Raw genomic sequence first — 15,822 nt, forward strand, 5'->3', positions numbered from 1 at the left:
CCTGGACTGACAGCAATAGCATTGCCGGGGTATAGGGGGTGTTACGGCAGGGCGATCAGCGCATCACGAGCTGGCCCTGCTGCTGGCCATTGTTGCGCAGCACGCGTATCACCAGGGTCGGCGGGCGCTGCTGGAAGTTGGCGCGCCAGCTGGCCAGGTCGGCGAATTCGCCCACGGTGGCATCGGTGATGATGTCGCCCTGCTGCAGGCCGTTGGTGGCCGCGCGGCTGCCGCGCTTGACCTCGCTGACCAGCACGCCACCGACACCGGACTGGCGCAGCGACTCGGGCAGGTCGACGAAGGTGGCCCCGGTCAGGCGCGGGTCCAGGCTCTCGCCGGTGACCGCGCGCGCCTGTTCCTTCAAGGTTGCCTTGATCTGCAGCGGCTTGCCCTCGCGGCGCACGTCCAGCGTCAGCGTGCTGCCGACCGCCGCCAGGCCTTCCACGTTGTGCAGGGCTTCTGCGCTGTCCACGCGCTGGCCGTTGGCCGAAACCACCACGTCGCCCGGCTTCAGGCCGGCGGTCGCAGCGGCCGAACCGGCCAGCACGCGGGTGATCAGCGCACCCCGCGTTTCGCCCAGGCCCAGGCCCTGCGCGATCTGCGCGGTCAGGTTCTGGCTCTCCACGCCCAGCGTGCCGCGCACCACTACGCCGTGCTTGACCAGCTGGTCGACCACGCTGCGCGCCAGGTTGGAGGGGATCGCCAGGCCCAGGCCGATGTTGCCGGCCATGCTGCCCTGCGGGTTGAAGCTGGCGGTATTGATGCCGACCAGCTGGCCCTGCAGGTCGACCAGCGCGCCACCGGAGTTGCCCGGGTTGATCGACGCATCGGTCTGGATGAAGTTCTGGTAGCCCAGCCCGCGGATGCCGCTGCGGCCCACCGCCGAGACGATGCCGGAGGTGACCGTCTGGCTGAAGCCGAACGGGTTGCCGATGGCCACCACGAAGTCACCGACCCGAAGCTGGTCGCTGTTGCCGAGCTTGATGTCGGTCAGGTTCTGCGCCGGGATGCGGATCAGCGCGATGTCGGTATCGCGGTCCGAACCGAGGAACTCGGCCTTGACCGTGCGCCCGTCGGCCAGTGTCACCTGCACGTCATCGGCGTTGTCGATGACGTGGTGGTTGGTCAGCACCAGGCCCTCCTTGGCGTCGATGATCACGCCCGAGCCCAGCGATTCGTTGATGCGCTCCTGCGGGATGTCCGGGAACAGGCGGCGGAAGAACGGGTCGTTGAAGAAGGGGTTGCGCACGCGCACCACCTGCTTGGTGTTGACGCTGACCACGGCCGGCATCGCCTTCTCCAGCATCGGTGCCAGCGACGGCACCGCCTGTCCGGCCACCGAGGCCGGCAATGCCGCCGTGGTCGGCAGTACCGCAGGCAGCGGCGCGGCGTCGGCGCGGTTGTCCAGGTGGGCATTGATGCCGGTGGCAACGAAGCCACCGAAGGCGGCGGCGATTGCGAGCGTGAGCAGGGTGGGAAGCGGTCGCATGGGAGTCGGTTCGCTGGCGTGGGTGGGGGCGGTTCGGCCCTACGGTAAAACAAGCTGAATGAGTGTGTCGCGATCTGGATAAATGCGCCATGAAAACCGGGCGCCCGGAACGCGGGTCGGCGTCGCCATCTGTGGGGCGGTGGCGACAACGTCGGGCGTGCTTCGCAATGTGCCGACGTCTGCCGAAGCGCGTGTGGATACAGGCTGATACTTGCGCAGTTCTGCGCATCCTGGTGCCGCGATGCGCCATATCGCATGCCTTTCGCAGCACTCGGGCAGGTGCGCGCAGGCAGCACCTGCCGCTACCCGCACCGTGCGGCGCAGCACTGAAAAAAAGGGGTTTCCTGTCAACCCACTGTGCTCGAGAGGGTGCTGGGCTACACCATTACCGTCGCAGCAGATGCGATTGCGGGCGCATGCCCCGTTCCACGATCGTCAATGTCGGTATAGCATCGCCCCGTTTTGATACTTAAGGCCCGCAGGAGGGCAACATGAGCAACGGTAATGGTGTGTCGGTCGTGACCGACGCCGTCGAGAACGTCAAAGAAACCGCCACCAACGTTGGCGAGACCATCGCCCACGCTGCCGAAGACGCAGTGAAGTCGGTCAAGAAGACCGTCAAGCGCGCCACCAAGGCTGCCGGCACCCGCGTTGCCAAGGCCAAGAAGGCCGTGGCCAAGGTCGAGAAGACCGTTGCCAAGAAGGCCGAGAAGGCTGCCAAGTCGGTCGGCAAGACTGTTGCCAACGCCAAGAAGAAGCTGGAAGTCGCCAAGAAGAACGCCAAGGCCGAAGCCGCTGCCCTGAAGAAGGAAGTGGCCAAGAAGAAGGCGGCTGCAGGCAAGGCCGTGACCAAGAAGGCCGCCGCTGCCAAGAAGACCACCAAGGCTGCCACCAAGGCTGCTGGCAAGAAGGTCGCTACCGTGAAGAAGGCTGCCACCAAGAAGGCCGCCGTCGCGAAGAAGACCGTTGCCAAGAAGACCGCGGCCGCCAAGAAGGTTGTCGGCAAGAAGGTCGCCACCGCCAAGAAGGCCGTGGCCAAGAAGACCGTCGCCGCCAAGAAGGTCGCTGGCAAGAAGGCCGTGGCTGCGAAGAAGGTTGTCGGCAAGAAGGTTGCCGCTACCAAGAAGGTCGCCACCAGGAAGACCGCGGCCGCCAAGAAGGTTGTCGGCAAGAAGGCTGCTGTCGCCAAGAAGGCCGTCGGCAAGAAGACCGCTGCTGCCAAGAAGGTTGTCGGCAAGAAGACCGCCGTTGCCAAGAAGGCGGTGGGCAAGAAGGTTGCCGCCACCCGCAAGTCGGTCGCCAAGAAGGCTGCGCCGCTGAAGAAGGTCGCCGCCAAGAAGGCTCCGGCCAAGAAGGCCGTGCGCAAGGTCGCCAAGCGCAAGTAATCGCGCCGTGACCGAAGGCCCTGCCACCCAACGGGTGGTGGGGCCTTTCGCGTTTCTGGGGCACGGTCTGGGGCAAGATGCAGGTTCTTCCTGCAGGAGCCCCGGGGCATGCGTGGTATCGACTTCAGTTCCTGGCAGGGCGTGCTGTCCACGTTGGCCGGCCTGGTCCTGATCACCCTGCTGGGCGTGGGCATCCGCCTGCTGGTGATGCAGACCCTGCAACAGCGCCGCGAGCGCGAGAACCGGCAGATCAACGAACGGCTGCGCACGCTGATGGCGGCCTACAAGACCTTGGGTGGTTCCTTCACTGGCGAACTGGGCGTGGATCCCAGCCATCGCCGCGACCTGCGCCAGCGCGAAAATGCCGAAGGCATCGCCGAACCCCGCTCGGATCGCGCGCGCCGTATCCGCGATGCGGTTGAAGCGGCACTGTCGGACATCCTGTTGCTGGGCACCGACGAGCAGGTGCGGCTGGCCGCGCGTGCGGCCAACGAACTGGCACAGGGGCGGCCGGTGCACCTCCACGAACTGGTGGTCTCGCTGCGCGACTTCGTGCGCGAAGCGCTGGATCTGGCCCCCATCCCGACCGACCTGCAGATTCCACCGCAGGGCCCGACCCGGCCCGCTGCCAGTGGCGGTGGCAAGGGCCGCAACGATGGCGATGCCAAGGGCGGTCGTGCGGGTGGTGGCGGTGGCGGCGGCGGTGGCGGAATGGGGGCCGGAATGGGCGGCATGGGCCTCGGCGCCGGCGCCGCACTGGGCGCCGGCCATGCCTCCGCCAGCGATGAGACGGACGCGCGCTGAGCACGTCCGCCGGATTCAGCGCGTCAGTTCGTAGAGCGGCACGAACCCACCGTAGATCATCCGCGCGCCGTCGAACGGCATCGGATTCTTCGCCGGATCAAACCGCGGGTCTTCCATCATCTTCTTCATGCCGGCGTCGCGGGTCGGCTTGTCCGGCCATTCGATCCAGGAAAATACGACCGTCTCATCTGGCGTGGCTTTCACCGCGCCGAAGAAGTCGGTGGTCTTGCCGTGCGGTACATCATCGCCCCAGCACTCGACCACGCGCAGCGCGCCGTACTCGATGAAAACGGGATCGCCTGTGCGTGCATGGGCGAGGAACTTCTCCTTGTTGGCGGTGGGCACCGCAAGGACGAAACCATCGATGTAGCTCATTGCCTGCCTCCGGATGGACCGTGCCGCATGCACGGCCTTCAAGTACCCGACGAACCAGGGCGCCGTGGATCGACATCCTGTGTGCGCCCGTTCAGCCCGGACCACCGGGCAGCGGCGCCAGCACCGTCTCCGGTGACTGCTGGCCGGCCAGGTGGCGCACGAAGTAGTCCCACATGCGGTGCGTGTAGGTGGCGTCGTTGCGGAACAGTTCGTGGTCCTGCCGGGCCAGGTACAGCAGGTCGTAGCTGCGCTGGGCCTTGTTCAGGACGGCGGCCAGCTGCAGGGTCAGCGCCGGCGGCGCGTTCTCGTCCAGTTCGCCATAGACCAGCATCAGATGCCCACGCAGGCTGCCGGCCAACGCTGCATTGTCGAGTCCGGCAAAGGGCGCCGGCACGCCATCGGCCAGGGGTGTTGGCGGCAGCACGCCACCGAACAGCCGGTCCATGCCGTGCAATGCACCGCCGTACATGCCCTGGAAATTGTGGCTGCCGGCCGAGGCCACGCCCACCTTGTAGAACGCCGGATAGCGCAGCAGGGCGCGCGCTGCACTGTAACCACCGAACGAATGCCCGTAGATGCCGACCCGCTGCAGGTCGATGCCCCGGTAGCGTTCGCCCAGCTGGCGCAGCGCAGCCACATGGTCATCCAGCTGCACATCTGCCCCGTGCAGGAAGCTGCTGTCATGGAACGCCTTGTCGCGGCCACCGGTGCCGCGCGCGTCGACGCTAACCACCACGAAGCCCAGTTCGGCCAGGCTGGCGCGTGACACCGGATTCAAGGCGGACACCGCCTCGGCGTAGGTCACCGGCGCATTGCTGACGAAGGAGCCACCGTACATCGCGTCGATCACCGGAAAGCGGCCGTCGTCGCGATAGTCGCGGGGCAGGTAGACGGTGGCGAAGATCGGCGTTCGCCCATCGGCGGCCAGCAGCCGCTCGCGCCGTGGGGGGCGCCAGCCGGCAGCAACGATCGCGCTGTTATCGGCTGTTTCCAGCACCATCACTTCACGGCCGTCATCGCTGGCCCGCAGCACGGTGCGTGGTGGCTGGTCGAGACGGGAAACGGTATCCACCAGTAGCCACCGCCAGGCGACAGCGCCTGGGGGGCGCGCCCGCCGAACAACGCACCGGTGCCGGCATCGGCCAGATGGTCGTTGCCATCGGCGGCCAGGCGCTGGACCGGTCCCCCCTGCAGCGATACCCGGTACAGGCCGCGCACGTAGGGGTCGCCACCGTGGACGCCGCCGGCGCTGAAGTACGCCCAGCCACCTGCCGCATCTACGCCCAGCAGGTCGCGCACCGCCCATTGGCCGCGGGTGAGCTGGCGCAGCACCTTGCCGTCGGACAGGCGGACCCGGTACAGATGGCCCCAGCCATCGCGCTGCGAGAACCACACCGCCGCGTCCTGGCCGGGCAGGATGGCCACCGCTGGCCGGTTGTAGGAATACACGTTGAGCTGCAGGCGGGTGTCGCTGGCCTCTTCCAGAACCGTGCGCAACGCGCCGCTGTTGGCATCGATCTCCACCAGGCGCAGCCTGCGCGGTGCGCCGAAGTGCGCGATCACGGCATACAACCGGTCGCCGTCCCAGCCGAGTACGCCGGCTTCGCTGAGGGTGTTCCAGCCTTCCGGCAAGGCGATGTCATGCTGCTGGCCGTTGCGGGTGTCGACCACATACAGGCTGTCGCGCACCTGCCGGGTGTCACCCAGCAGCCCCAGCTTCACCGTATGCACGCGCGGCCGCGCGCTGTTGGCCGGGCTGCTTTCCAGATAGGGGTAGTCCTGCAGCGCGCGTTCGTCGTAGCGGATGCCGGCCACGTAGCGGCCATCCGGTGACCAGCCGACCGCGAACGGCCGCGTCGGCATCCGGCCCTGGCGGCGGGGAATGCCGCGCAGGGTGAAGTCCGGCAGCACGCCATAGCCATGATTGGATTCACCGCCGCTGGTCAGCGCTCGTGCTGCCGTTCCGGGCGAGTGCAGCCACAGGTTGTGATCGCGTACCTGCAGCCAGGCATCACCGCCGGGCGATGGCAGTGCATCGGCCGCTGGCGCTGCGTCCTGCGAAGGCACGCACTGCAGGCGTGGCCATTGACAGCTGATCGCCGCCTCGCCGTTGAACTGCAGGCGCAGGCCTCCATCCAGTACCTGCACGTTGTTCAAGCGCAGGCGTGGTCCGCTGGCGCCGAGAGGTGCAACCGCAGCGTCCAGCGCATCGGGTTCGAACAGGATCTGGCGTGTGGCCTGGACTGGATCGACCAGTACCGCCTGGCGCCGGCCCTGCGTGGTTTCGCGTTCGTACCAGAAGCGCCCATCGGCCAGCCAGTGGGGCAGCACCGAAGCATTGCGCAGCGCACCGCGAAGGTGACTGTCATGCACGCGTTCGGCGCGCTGGTAGTCAGCGGCCTGCAGTGCGTGCGCAGCGTGGATCGGGAACAGGGCAGCGCATGCCAGGAGCGCGGCGCGAACAGGCACCAGCGGCGGATCGGAAACGTACAAGGCAACCTCCTGTTGCAATCGACGACGAATCACAAATGCACGCGCGCCGCGCGCGTATGCCAGAGACAGCCTGAATCAAGGCAAAAAATTCAGCAATGCGAAGACCGCTGTTTTCAGGGAGCGTTGTGGCGAATAACGGAGAATTTACATTCCCGATGCGATGGCGCCCTGGCGCTGCTGCACACCATAAGAAAGTAAAGGTGTACCCCCATGAAGAATTCGCTGATTGCTCTGGCCCTGGCCGCTGCCCTGCCGTTCACCGCCTCGGCTGCTGAGAACCTGTCGTACAACTACGCCGAAGCCGACTACGCCAAGACCGACATCGACGCGTTCAAGGCCGACGGCTGGGGCGTGAAGGGTTCGTACGGCTTCCTGCCGAACTTCCACGCTTTCGGTGAGTACAGCCGCCAGGAAATCGACCACACCAACATCAAGCTGGACCAGTGGAAGATCGGCGCCGGCTACAACGTTGAAATCGCTCCGACCACCGACTTTGTTGCCCGCGTTGCCTACCAGAAGCGCGACCAGAAGCACGGCCTGGACTTCAATGGCTACAGCGCTGAAGCCGGTATCCGCACCGCCTTCGGTGCCCACGCCGAAGTCTACGGCATGGTCGGCTACGAAGATTTCTCGAAGAAGCACGGCATCAATCCGGAAGGCCAGTGGTACGGCCGCCTGGGTGGTCAGGTCAAGCTGAACCAGAACTGGGGCCTGAACGGCGAGCTGAAGATGAACCGCGACGGCGACAAGGAATACACCGTCGGCCCGCGCTTCAGCTGGTAATTGCTTCCTCGGCGCGCCTGCGCGCCGAAGATGCCTCGACAGGCCCGGCCCATGCCGGGCCTGTTGCGTTTCCGGCTGGGCAAACGCTACCTGACCGTGTCGCGGCGGAAGGGCGGCATTGCAACGAATTGGATTCCGCAGGCGTCGGCTGCGCCCTAGGGTGAGTGGCCTGTTCTGCAGGAATGCAACGATGCCCACGTTTCCGTCGCCCCGCGATTCTCCCTGCCGCCTCTTGCTGCTGGATCCACACCCGCTGTTGCGGCATGGCGTGCAGGAAGTCCTGGCCCGGCAGGCGGGCCTGCAGGTCGATGGAAGCTACGGCCGCAGCGGTGATCTGCTGCAGCGCCTGCAGCAGCAGGCGGCCGCGATCGATCTGCTGCTGGTCGACGCCTTGCCGATCGGTGACAGCGGCGAAGGCCTGGAACTGCTGCGGCACCTATCACGCCACTGGCCGGCAGTGCCGATCCTGGTGCTGTCCGCACACTGCAACGCGGGTGTCGTGTCCTTGGCCCTGCAGGCCGGTGCGCGCGGATTCCTGTCCAAGGCCTGCGCGCCGCAGATGCTGCTGCGGGCAGTGAGCGTGGTTGCCCGTGGCGGGCGCTTCGTGCCGCCGGAGCTGCGTGCACAGTTGAACCAGTCCCGTCGGCAGCGCCAGCAGTCCATGCGTTCACCACGGTTGAGTACCCGCGAGCGCACCGTCCTGCAGTGGGTGCTGCGTGGTTGCAGCACCGGCGAGATGGCACGCCGCAGTGGGCGTGCAGCCAGCACCATCAGCACGCAGAAGCGAGCGGCGTACCGCAAGCTGGGTATCCGCAACGATGGCGAGCTGTTCCGCTTCCGCCATCTGATCGACGCTGATTGAGGTGGCGTTACTCGCCCTGGTACTGCTTTTCTTCCACCAGGGCCGAACCGGCCACGCGGTTGATCTCGTTCTTCACCTGCACGCGCTCGCCATTGGTGCCATAGACACCACGCGCCAACTGGATGAAGGCATCGTCGAACACCTGGGCAGCTTCCTTGTCGCGCAGCTGGTCCTGGATGTCCCACATGCGCTCGTTGATCGCCTTCAGCTGCTGCTTCAGCACGGCCAGCGCCGGCTGAGCCTGCAGCTGCAGCTGCAGCAACGGCAGCAGGCCGTCCAGCTCGGTGCGCACGTTGCTCAGCTTGGCGGCATCGTCGATGCGCTCGGCCTTGATCTCGAGAATGGTGATCTTGTCGATCAGCTCGCCGATCGATACCGGAGTCAGGATGGCGTCCACGCGGTTGGTTCCTGGAAACAGGGCGCCATGATACCGCGCTGCTGGCATGTGGCCCCGGTCCGCGGGATTTACGCCGAATTTGCGCCACGGGCCCGGCAGCACCCTCGATCCGTTACGGCCACCGCCTCGACACTGCGGTCCCGGCGGCGTGACCGCCTTCGACGAGGAACACAGTGCAGTGAACAGCAAGGGGATGATGGCGGCAGTGGTGGCCGCCCTGGCAGGGCTGCTCGGCATCGGCACCGCCCAGGCGCAGGTGCAGGTGAGTGGCAGTGCCGCATTGACCAGCGATTACGTGTGGCGCGGCAGCTCGCAGAGCGACGGCGACCCGGCGGTGCAGGCCGGCGCGAAGGTCTCGATCCCATCGGGCTGGTACGCCAGCGTGTGGGGGTCCAACGTATCGTTCAAGCCGGACAACGGCGCGCGCAGCGAGTTCGACCTGGTGGCCGGTTGGAGTGGTGCACTGGCACCGGACTGGGCACTGGATGCCAACCTGACCCGCTACGTGTACCCGGGCACCGGCCGCGCGCTGGACTGGACCGAGCTCAATACCACCCTGACCTGGAAGCAGCGCGCCTGGCTGCAGCTGGCGCATTCCAACAACGCGCTGGCGGGCGGCCATCGCGGCACCTACGCCCAGCTGGGTGTGCGGGTGCCGTTGCACGAACGGTTCCGCCTCGAAGCGGCGGTAGGCCAGTACTGGCTGGCCACCGCACAGGGGCCTGATTACCTGCATGGCCAGCTCAGTGCCATCGCCTCGCTGACCCCGGCATGGGAACTGCGCGCCACCGTGCATGACACCGACAACGCAGCGAAGCGGCTGTTTCCGGGCAATGCCGGCGGACGCTGGGAGCTGGCGCTGCAGGGCAGCTTCTAGTCAGTCACCGAAGCCTGGCGCGCGCGCAGCGCGCCGGGCAGCCACAGCAGCAGGGCCAGCATGGCCACCGCAGCACCGGCCACGCAGACGCCGGTCCAGCCGAAGCGCTGGTAGACCTGCGCCGACAGCAGCGAACCCAGCGAACCGCCGATGAAATAGCCGGTCATGTAGCCGGCATTGAGGCGGTTGCGTGCCGCCGGTTGCAGTGCGTAGATCAGGTTCTGGTTGCTGACGTGCAACAGCTGCGCGGCCAGGTCCAGTACCACCACGCCCACCAGCAATGCCAGCAGCGAGTGTGCGGACAGCCCCAGCGGCAGCCACGACAGCAGCAACAGCAGCAGTGCAATGGCAGTGGCACGTCCGGTCTGGCCACGATCGGACATGCGCCCGGCCAGGCCGGCCGCCAGCGTACCGGCGGCGCCGACCAGCCCGAACAGGCCGATGGTGGCATCGCTGTAGGCGTAGGGCGGTTGTGCCAGCAGGAACGCCAGCGGCGTCCAGAAGATCGCGAACATGGCGAAGCTGCAGGCGCCCAGCAGGGTGCGCTGGCGCAGCACCGGCTCCTGCACGAACAGCACGCCGATCGAGCGCAGCAATGCGAAATAGCCGAGGCCGGCGCTGTGGTGGAATCGCGGCAGGCCGCGCTGCAGCGCCAGCGCGGTCAGCACCAGGGTGCCGGCGGCGATCGCATACACCAGGCGCCAGTCGCCCAGGCTGGAAAGCAGGCCGGCCACGGTGCGCGCCAGCAGGATGCCCAGCAGCAGGCCACTCATCAATGTGCCGACCACGCGGCCACGATGTTCCGGCGCGGCCAGCGTGGCCGCAAACGGCACCAGTACCTGCGCCACCACCGAGAACAGGCCGGTGATCGCGGTGCCGACCAGCAACCAGGTCAGCGACGGTGCACAGGCACTGATCACCAGCCCGCCTGCCGACAGCAGGCTCATCACCACGATCAGGCGGCGGCGTTCGAACAGGTCTCCCAGCGGCACCAGCAGGATCAGTCCGGCGGCATAGCTCAGCTGTGCGGCAGTGACCACCATGCCGACCTGGCCGAATGGCACACCGAAGGCATCGGCAATGGTGTGCAGCAGTGGCTGCGCATAGTAGTTGCTGGCCACGGCCACGCCGGTAGCCACCGACATCAGCAGCACCTGCCAGCGGTGCAGAGGGGGGAGGGACGGACTCACGCGGTATTCCACAAAGCGGGATGCACAGTGTCCGCCTGCTGCGGCCATGATGGAAATGAATCATCATCATCCATGCCATCTGGAAACGAGATAGTTGGATGAATCTCAAACAGCTCGAGTTTGCCGTCGCCCTGGCCGAAGAGGGCAATTTCACCCGCGCCGCGGAACGCTGCCATGTGGTGCAGTCCGCGTTGAGCCACCAGATTGCCTACCTGGAGCAGGAACTGGGTACGCCCCTGTTCGAGCGCCTGCCGCGGCAGGTGCGGGCCACCGCCGCCGGCGAGGCGCTGCTGGTGCATGCACGCCAGGTGCTGGCCAGCCTGCGCCACCTGCGTGCCGACGTGGCCGCGGTCAGTGGCGAGGTGCGTGGCCTGCTGGCGATCGGGCAGATCTCCTCGCTGACCGACATCGATGTGGTGGCGATGCTGGCGGCCTTCCAGCAGGCGCACCCGCAGGTGGAGTTCCAGCTGCGGGTCGACAAGAGCGAGGACCTGATCGCGCAGGTGCAGTCGCGAGAGCTGGACGTGGCGCTGGTCGGATTGGCGCCGTCGGCGGGGCTGGACGGGGTCTGCCACCAGATGCTGCAGGAAGAAGACCTGGTGGCGGTGCTGGCGCCGTCACACCGCTTGGCCCGCCGCAAGCGGCTGCCATTGACCGAACTGCAGGACGAGGCGCTGGTCGACTTTCCGCGCGGCACCGGTGCGCGGCGGCAGACCGACGATGCCTTCGCTGCCGCTGGCCTGCCGCACACGGTGCGCTTCGAGGTCAATCTGATGGAACTGATCGAGCGCTTCGTCCGCCATGGGCTGGCGGTTGGCATCGTGCCAGCGTTGATCGCCGACGGGTTCCAGGGGGTGGTACAGATTCCGCTGCAGCCGACCCCGACCCGCCGCGTGCACCTGGTCTGGCAGCGACTGCCGACACCGGCGGCGCGGGCGTTCGTCGAGGCCGTGCTCAGCCGCGCAGGCGCAGGCTCAGGCCCTTGAGGAAATTGCGCAGCATCTGGTCCAGGCAGCGCCGGTAGTTGGTGTGCCCGGGCTGGCGGAACAAGGCGCCCACTTCCGACTTGGAGACGTTGAAACCGGCGCTGGCGAAGATCTCCATCAGATCGACGTCGCGCAGCTGGAACGCCACGCGCAGCTTCTTCAGCACCAGGTTGTTGTCGATGCGGGTTTCCACCGCACGCTGCGGCTGGCTTTCGTCGCGACCGCGCAGGTGCACGATCAGGCCGTCGAGGAAGTGCGCCAGCGCGCTGTCGCTCATCGCCTCGAAACCGGCTTCGTCCTCGCGGCGCAGCCAGGCCTTCACCTGTTCCGGATCCACGGCGAAGGCCGGGTCGGCCATCTGGCACAGGGTCACCACGTGGTGGTCGCCCAGGTCCAGGGAGTAGCGCACGCTGCGCAGGACATCGTTGTTGATCATGGGCCCAATTGTACCGGTCACCCCGACAGGTGGGGCCGGATCTGGCCGATCAGGCAACGCAACCCCCGGCCGACGGTGCCAGAATGGGGGTCTGGTTTTTCCCCCTGGAGTTGCCTGATGACCCGCACTGTCCTGATTACCGGCGCCACGTCCGGCTTCGGCGCCGCCGCCGTCCACCGCTTCGCCCAGGCGGGCTGGAAGGTGATCGCCACCGGCCGCCGCGGCGAACGCCTGCAGCCGCTGGTCGAGCGCTACGGCAAGGACGTGGTGCATGCCGCCGCCTTCGACATCCGCGATCCGGTGGCGATGGAAGCGGCGCTGCTGGCACTGCCGCCGGCCTTTGGCGAGATCGATCTGCTGGTCAACAACGCCGGCCTGGCGCAGGGCACCGCGCCGGCACAGAGCGCCAAGCTGTCGGACTGGACCACGATGATCGACACCAACATCACCGCGCTGGTGACGCTGACCCACCGCCTGCTGCCGCAGCTGGTGGAGCGCAAGGGCGCAATCATCAACATTTCGTCGGTGGCCGGCGTCTACCCGTACCCGGGCGGCAATGCCTACGGTGGCACCAAGGCTTTCGTCAGCCAGTTCTCGCTCGGCCTGCGTTCGGACCTGCACGGCACCGGCGTGCGCGTGACCACGATCGAGCCGGGCATGGCCGAAACCGAGTTCACCGTGGTGCGTACCCATGGCGACCAGGCGGCGTCGGACAAGCTCTACACCGGCGCCAACCCGATGACCGCCGAAGACATCGCCGAACAGATCTTCTGGGTGGCCAGCCTGCCGCCGCACCTGAACATCAATCGCCTTGAACTGATGCCGGTCAGCCAGTCCTTCGCCGGTTTCCAGGTCGCCCGCGAAGGCTGACCGCCGTCTGTAGAGTCGAGCTTGCTCGACTGCCCTTCGCCCTTTGTAGAGTCGAGCTTGCTCGACTGCTTTGAACGGCAGTCGAGCAAGCTCGACTCTACACAGACAAAAAAAAGCCGGGCTGTGCCCGGCTTTTTCATTCACTTCGGCAGACTCACTGTGCCTTGATCGCCATCGCCTGCAGGCCGGTGCCATCCAGCTTCTGCTTGGCTTCAGACAGTTCACCTGCACTGCCATACGGTCCCATGCGCACGCGGTACACGGTCTTGCCGTTGATCTGCGCCGATTCGACGCGTGCCGCCAGGCCCATCATCGCCAGCTTGGCCTTGGTCGCTTCGGCATCGCCGGAGGCACCGAACGCACCCGCCTGCAGGATGTAGCGGGCATTGTCGGCGGCAGCCGGTGCCGCAGCGGCCGGGGGAGTGGCCGCGGTCGGCGCGGTTTCCGCACGCGCTGCCGGAGTGGCGGCGGCGGTGCTGGTCGACGCCGTCGGCGTGCTGGCCGGAGGCGTTGCCGCAGCCGGTCGTTCGCTCAGCGGTGCCGGCAGCGGACGGCTGGTGGCGGTCACCGGCGCGGTACTGGCCACGCTGGCGGTTGCCGTCGGTGCGGGCGCGGTAGCCGCTGGCGGCGGAACCGGCTTGCCTTCCAGTGCCGCCTGCGCGCGCTGCGCTTCAGCCTTGGCCCGGCGCTGGTCTTCTGCACGCGCGCTGGCAGCCAGTTCGGCGTCGGACATTTCAACTTCCTTGCCCGGCAGCAGGGTGTAGAAGTCGTACTGGGTGGCGGCCGGCTTTTCCGGTTCGGCCGGCTTCGGCGTGGCCGGCTGCGCGGCCGGCTGGGTGCCGACATCGCTGTCGGCATCAGCGACCGGGGCAGGCTGCGCGTTCGGGTTCGGCTGCGGACCGGCGCGCAGGAAGCCATCGCCTTCGCCCTTGAACAGGTTCGGCGCCGCCAGGAACACCACGGCCGCAATCGCCACGCCAGCGACCAGCCACACCCATCCGGGTGTGCCCTGGCTGCTGCTGTTGCGTCGTGCCTGGTTTTTGCCGCGTCGTGCTGCCATGTGTACTGCGTCTCCTGATGCTTACATTTTTTCCGGGGCGCTGACGCCCAGGAGTTCGAGGCCGTTGGCCAGCACCTGGCGCGCGGCGCAGGCCAGGGTCAGCTTGGCGTTGCGATCCGCAGCGTCTTCCACCAGCACCGGCGTCCCGTGATACCACGTGTGGAACGCGTGCGCCAATTCACGCAGGTACTGCGCCACCAGATGCGGTTCCAGCGCCACGCCGGCCGCCTCCACCACTTCCGGGTACCGCGAGATCTCGTTCATCAGCAGCAGCGAGGCGTCGTCGGCCAGGCGGCCGAGGTTGGCCAGGCCATTGCCCTGTTCGTACACCAGGCCCTTCTCCTGTGCCTGGCGCAGCAGGCTGCAGACGCGGGCGTGCGCGTACTGCACGTAGAACACCGGGTTGTCGTTGCTCTGCTGGCGGGCCAGGTCGATGTCGAAGGTCAGCTGCGAATCGGGCTTGCGCGCGATCAGGAACCAGCGGGTGGCATCGCGGCCGGCCTCCTCGATCAGGTCGCGCAGGGTGAAGTAGCTGCCGGCACGCTTGGACAGCTTCACTTCCTCGCCGCCACGCATGACGGTGACCATCTGGTGCAGCACGTACTCCGGCCAGCCCTGCGGGATGCCCACTTCCATCGCCTGCAGACCGGCGCGCACGCGTGCCAGCGAACCATGGTGATCGGCGCCGAGCTCGGTGATCGCGCGCTCGTAGCCGCGCTGCCACTTGGACAGGTGGTAGGCCACGTCCGGCACGAAGTAGGTGAAGGTGCCGTCGGACTTGCGCATCACGCGGTCCTTGTCGTCACCGAAGTCGGTGCTGCGCAGCCACAGCGCGCCACCTTCTTCATAGGTATGACCCGAGGCCTGCAGCTTGGCGACCGCTTCGGCGACTTTGCCGTCGGCGTACAGCGAGCTTTCCAGGAAATAGATGTCGAAGTCGACGCCGAACGCGGCCAGGTCCAGATTCTGCTCGTTGCGCAGGTAGGCCACAGCGAAGCGGCGGATCGCCTGCATGTCGTCCGGGTCCTTGGCACCGACCACGGTGCTGCCTTCCAGATCGACGCTGGCGCCGGCCATGTAGGCGCGGGCGACGTCGGCGATGTATTCACCGCGGTAGCCACCTTCCGGCCAGCCATCCTGGTCCGGCGCGATGCCCTTGATCCGCGCCTGGGTGGACAGCGTCAGGTTCTCGATCTGCACGCCGGCGTCGTTGTAGTAGAACTCACGCTTGGCGTTCCAGCCGTTGGCGTCGAGCACACGCGCCACGCAGTCGCCGATCGCCGCCGCGCGGCCATGGCCGACATGCAGCGGGCCGGTCGGGTTGGCCGACACGTACTCCACGCCCACCGTGCGGCCATTGCCGGACAGGTTGCGGCCGTAGTCGTGGGCTTCCTTGATGACCGACGCGGCTTCACGCTGGTACGCGGCCGGCGCCAGGTGGAAATTGATGAAGCCGGGGCCGGCGATCTCGACCTTGCTGACGTCCTCGCTGCGCGGCAGTGCCTCGACCAGCGCCTGTGCCAGTGCGCGCGGATTGCTGCGCGCGGCCTTGGCCAGCAGCATCGCGGCATTGGTGGCGAAGTCGCCGTGGTCACGGGTCTTCGGGCGCTCGACCACGAAGTCCGGCGGCAGGGAGTCGGCGGGCAGGGTGCCATTGGCGCGCAAGGCTTCGATGCCTTGGCTGATCAGGGCGCGGAGGAGATTTTTCACGAGGCCTGCTGTGAGAATGAGCGGCGGAATCGCCCATTTTAGCGCAGATACCAGCGGCCACGCTGACCGAAACCTGCCTGTGGGGGCGACCGATGGCGCCTGGAG

14 protein-coding genes and 1 pseudogene are annotated in these 15,822 nt (G+C 67.0%); 7 read left to right on the top strand and 8 right to left on the bottom strand.

Features of this window, described 5'->3' with window-relative positions; all coding sequences use genetic code 11:
• Window positions 1-55: 55 nt before the first annotated feature.
• Entirely contained in the window at window positions 56-1,489 is a 1,434-nt protein-coding gene (locus tag ACZK3J_RS01415) for a Do family serine endopeptidase (protein WP_049421476.1), read from the bottom strand.
• A 491-nt stretch (window positions 1,490-1,980) separates the two neighbouring features.
• Between ACZK3J_RS01415 and ACZK3J_RS01420 the strand changes: the two genes are divergently transcribed.
• Both ACZK3J_RS01420 and ACZK3J_RS01425 read left to right on the top strand, forming a co-directional pair.
• Window positions 1,981-2,874 carry a histone gene (locus ACZK3J_RS01420; RefSeq protein ID WP_478476317.1) on the top strand — a complete coding sequence of 298 codons (894 nt, stop codon included), beginning with the start codon at window positions 1,981-1,983 and terminating at the stop codon, window positions 2,872-2,874.
• Between the two features lie 108 nt (window positions 2,875-2,982).
• Window positions 2,983-3,678: a hypothetical protein gene (locus ACZK3J_RS01425; RefSeq protein ID WP_071229376.1), complete on the top strand. Its 696-nt coding sequence runs from the start codon at window positions 2,983-2,985 to the stop codon at window positions 3,676-3,678.
• A 15-nt stretch (window positions 3,679-3,693) separates the two neighbouring features.
• Here ACZK3J_RS01425 and ACZK3J_RS01430 read toward each other — a convergent pair whose 3' ends face one another.
• Window positions 3,694-4,053 carry a DUF1428 domain-containing protein gene (locus ACZK3J_RS01430; protein WP_049455507.1) on the bottom strand — a complete coding sequence of 120 codons (360 nt, stop codon included), beginning with the start codon at window positions 4,051-4,053 and terminating at the stop codon, window positions 3,694-3,696.
• Window positions 4,054-4,144: 91 nt separating this feature from the next.
• Window positions 4,145-6,546 (bottom strand): annotated as a pseudogene (locus ACZK3J_RS01435) (S9 family peptidase).
• A gap of 210 nt (window positions 6,547-6,756) precedes the next feature.
• On the opposite strand from ACZK3J_RS01435, the gene ACZK3J_RS01440 reads away from it, so the two are divergent.
• Together ACZK3J_RS01440 and ACZK3J_RS01445 are read left to right on the top strand one after the other, a co-directional pair.
• A complete protein-coding gene (locus ACZK3J_RS01440; protein ID WP_032130335.1) occupies window positions 6,757-7,329 on the top strand; it encodes an OmpO family porin in 573 nt (190 codons plus the stop codon).
• A gap of 190 nt (window positions 7,330-7,519) precedes the next feature.
• Window positions 7,520-8,191 carry a response regulator transcription factor gene (locus tag ACZK3J_RS01445; protein WP_049398097.1) on the top strand — a complete coding sequence of 224 codons (672 nt, stop codon included), beginning with the start codon at window positions 7,520-7,522 and terminating at the stop codon, window positions 8,189-8,191.
• Between the two features lie 7 nt (window positions 8,192-8,198).
• Here the strand turns inward: ACZK3J_RS01445 and ACZK3J_RS01450 are convergent, their stop codons facing one another.
• Window positions 8,199-8,588 carry a DUF6165 family protein gene (locus tag ACZK3J_RS01450; RefSeq protein WP_032130333.1) on the bottom strand — a complete coding sequence of 130 codons (390 nt, stop codon included), beginning with the start codon at window positions 8,586-8,588 and terminating at the stop codon, window positions 8,199-8,201.
• 178 nt (window positions 8,589-8,766) lie between these two features.
• On the opposite strand from ACZK3J_RS01450, the gene ACZK3J_RS01455 reads away from it, so the two are divergent.
• Entirely contained in the window at window positions 8,767-9,465 is a 699-nt protein-coding gene (locus tag ACZK3J_RS01455) for a TorF family putative porin (protein WP_478476954.1), read from the top strand.
• Here the strand turns inward: ACZK3J_RS01455 and ACZK3J_RS01460 are convergent.
• Window positions 9,462-10,610 (bottom strand): MFS transporter, encoded by a 1,149-nt coding sequence (locus ACZK3J_RS01460; protein ID WP_478476956.1) that lies wholly within the window; start codon window positions 10,608-10,610, stop codon window positions 9,462-9,464. The two genes, ACZK3J_RS01455 and ACZK3J_RS01460, sit on opposite strands and share 4 nt — an antisense overlap.
• A gap of 143 nt (window positions 10,611-10,753) precedes the next feature.
• Here ACZK3J_RS01460 and ACZK3J_RS01465 point away from each other — a divergent pair, with 143 nt between their 5' ends.
• Window positions 10,754-11,641: a LysR family transcriptional regulator gene (locus ACZK3J_RS01465; RefSeq protein WP_478476318.1), complete on the top strand. Its 888-nt coding sequence runs from the start codon at window positions 10,754-10,756 to the stop codon at window positions 11,639-11,641.
• Here ACZK3J_RS01465 and ACZK3J_RS01470 read toward each other — a convergent pair.
• Window positions 11,610-12,077, bottom strand: coding sequence for a YehS family protein (locus ACZK3J_RS01470; protein WP_005411992.1), 468 nt, complete (start codon window positions 12,075-12,077; stop codon window positions 11,610-11,612). The genes ACZK3J_RS01465 and ACZK3J_RS01470 overlap by 32 nt on opposite strands.
• 117 nt (window positions 12,078-12,194) lie before the next feature.
• On the opposite strand from ACZK3J_RS01470, the gene ACZK3J_RS01475 reads away from it, so the two are divergent.
• Complete coding sequence (locus ACZK3J_RS01475) at window positions 12,195-12,947, top strand: SDR family NAD(P)-dependent oxidoreductase (protein ID WP_019337645.1); 753 nt, start codon at window positions 12,195-12,197, stop codon at window positions 12,945-12,947.
• Between the two features lie 154 nt (window positions 12,948-13,101).
• Here ACZK3J_RS01475 and ACZK3J_RS01480 read toward each other — a convergent pair whose 3' ends face one another.
• Window positions 13,102-14,007, bottom strand: coding sequence for an SPOR domain-containing protein (locus ACZK3J_RS01480; protein ID WP_100437688.1), 906 nt, complete (start codon window positions 14,005-14,007; stop codon window positions 13,102-13,104).
• 21 nt (window positions 14,008-14,028) lie between these two features.
• The gene (gene argS, locus ACZK3J_RS01485; protein WP_478476319.1) at window positions 14,029-15,717 is read right to left on the bottom strand and encodes an arginine--tRNA ligase; all 1,689 of its coding nucleotides are present in this window, start codon (window positions 15,715-15,717) and stop codon (window positions 14,029-14,031) included.
• Window positions 15,718-15,822 lie beyond the last annotated feature (105 nt).

It is taken from the genome of Stenotrophomonas sp. 86428_Sma (genome assembly GCF_056481585.1).

What these genes read in the sequence shown, in the direction of transcription:
- ACZK3J_RS01470 (WP_005411992.1), bottom strand. Translation starts at nt 12,077, where the DNA reads ATGATCAACAACGATGTCCTGCGCAGCGTGCGCTACTCCCTGGACCTG.
- ACZK3J_RS01425 (WP_071229376.1), top strand. Translation starts at nt 2,983, where the DNA reads ATGCGTGGTATCGACTTCAGTTCCTGGCAGGGCGTGCTGTCCACGTTG.
- ACZK3J_RS01420 (WP_478476317.1), top strand. Translation starts at nt 1,981, where the DNA reads ATGAGCAACGGTAATGGTGTGTCGGTCGTGACCGACGCCGTCGAGAAC.
- ACZK3J_RS01440 (WP_032130335.1), top strand. Translation starts at nt 6,757, where the DNA reads ATGAAGAATTCGCTGATTGCTCTGGCCCTGGCCGCTGCCCTGCCGTTC.
- ACZK3J_RS01460 (WP_478476956.1), bottom strand. Translation starts at nt 10,610, where the DNA reads ATGTCGGTGGCTACCGGCGTGGCCGTGGCCAGCAACTACTATGCGCAG.
- ACZK3J_RS01475 (WP_019337645.1), top strand. Translation starts at nt 12,195, where the DNA reads ATGACCCGCACTGTCCTGATTACCGGCGCCACGTCCGGCTTCGGCGCC.
- ACZK3J_RS01465 (WP_478476318.1), top strand. Translation starts at nt 10,754, where the DNA reads ATGAATCTCAAACAGCTCGAGTTTGCCGTCGCCCTGGCCGAAGAGGGC.
- ACZK3J_RS01415 (WP_049421476.1), bottom strand. Translation starts at nt 1,489, where the DNA reads ATGCGACCGCTTCCCACCCTGCTCACGCTCGCAATCGCCGCCGCCTTC.
- ACZK3J_RS01445 (WP_049398097.1), top strand. Translation starts at nt 7,520, where the DNA reads ATGCCCACGTTTCCGTCGCCCCGCGATTCTCCCTGCCGCCTCTTGCTG.
- ACZK3J_RS01480 (WP_100437688.1), bottom strand. Translation starts at nt 14,007, where the DNA reads ATGGCAGCACGACGCGGCAAAAACCAGGCACGACGCAACAGCAGCAGC.
- ACZK3J_RS01430 (WP_049455507.1), bottom strand. Translation starts at nt 4,053, where the DNA reads ATGAGCTACATCGATGGTTTCGTCCTTGCGGTGCCCACCGCCAACAAG.